This window comes from Methanosarcina spelaei, from assembly GCF_002287235.1.
GTDB classification, from domain to species: domain Archaea; phylum Halobacteriota; class Methanosarcinia; order Methanosarcinales; family Methanosarcinaceae; genus Methanosarcina; species Methanosarcina spelaei.
The window spans coordinates 1-1316 of sequence record NZ_LMVP01000275.1 but is presented as its reverse complement, the minus strand read 5'-3'; the positions used below and the strand labels follow the sequence as shown (position 1 = coordinate 1316).

Here is a 1316-nt window from a genome sequence, read left to right as displayed (position 1 = left end):
TGGTGAAACTACTTATTGGATCAATGAAGGTCATGATCCAATGACAAAATATGTATCATCCAACGCCTACAATATGACATGGTTCAATGATACTGGTATTGAACCCGGTGATGAATATAGCGCAACATTGTGGATAGATTATTTAGCCGGTACTGATGGAATCTATAAATGGAATGGTACTCCGTTTACTCCCACAAATCAGAAACAATGGAAGTATGCAGGACTTAACCGTCTTATGTGGTCAAGAACTCCGGGAATGATTGATGATAATTATTTGGAGTATGCCCGCGGTAGTAATAGCTGGTATAAGATGAACTTTGCAGTTTTAGCCATAGAATAAGATAAAAAATAGTTAATATAAAGGAAATTTGAACGAGGAGGATAAATATTCCTTCTCATTCAAAATTTTTTGTATACAAAGATGTCAAAGGCTCAAAAGGAACTTGCAGACATAAATGTTTTGCTTAATTTTTACAGTAATTTTAATATAAACAATTTTTTGGCTCAGTACCAAAAATCTAGTGATGAATGTAATTCAAAATCATTAGATTTTATAATTGGTCACAATCCTTGTGATACAACTTAAGAATTGAAGCCTTAGATGTCGAATATTTATTTTGATGATAACTTGGATTCTTCTTGCTAATTCAGATTTTCAATCAAAAAGTGCGAAAATCACTAGATTTTGGAACGGAGTCATTTTTTGGGTAAAAAATAAAGACTTCTTTTTAATATTTTGTTATTTATTTGGCAAGATAGTTTCCATAAAGAACGTGTTAATATTATTAATTTCTTTCTTTGTAACAGACTCAGTACCAAAATCTAGTGATGAATGTAAAACTCAAAATCACTAGATTTTATAAATGGTCACCATCCATGTAATACAACTTAGTGATTCAAGTCTTTAGATAGCGAATATCGATTTTGATAAAAACTGGATTCTTCTTGCTAATTAAGACTTTCTATCAAAAATGCAAAAATCACTGGATTTTGGAACAGAGTCTTGTAACACTAGATTATATAAAAATATACTATACTCTTATTTTTTAGTAATATTTAAATACTTTTTTACAATTAAGTTCTTTAAAAAGCTTAATTTATTGTTAAACTCAGACGATTCTTAAACTACATAAAAATGTAATGATCTGATAAATTTTCAAATATGCAACTGGAATGCAAATCAGAAACTTTGGATAGCAACCTTAGAACGTGGAGTTGAATAAAAAGATGAAAAAAATAGGCTCTTCGTCATTTCAGATGGGTAGTTTGAAATCTAACTTTCCTAATTTTAGATAGATCATAGTAATAAAATACTG

The 1316-nt window shown here is 29.6% G+C and carries 1 protein-coding gene; it reads left to right on the top strand.

Going from position 1 to position 1316, the window contains the following annotated elements:
- Positions 1-340, top strand: a 340-nt coding sequence (locus ASJ81_RS12740; RefSeq protein ID WP_141241714.1) for a DUF3344 domain-containing protein, incomplete at its 5' end; no start/stop codon positions are given.
- Between the last annotated feature and the right edge of the window lie 976 nt (positions 341-1316).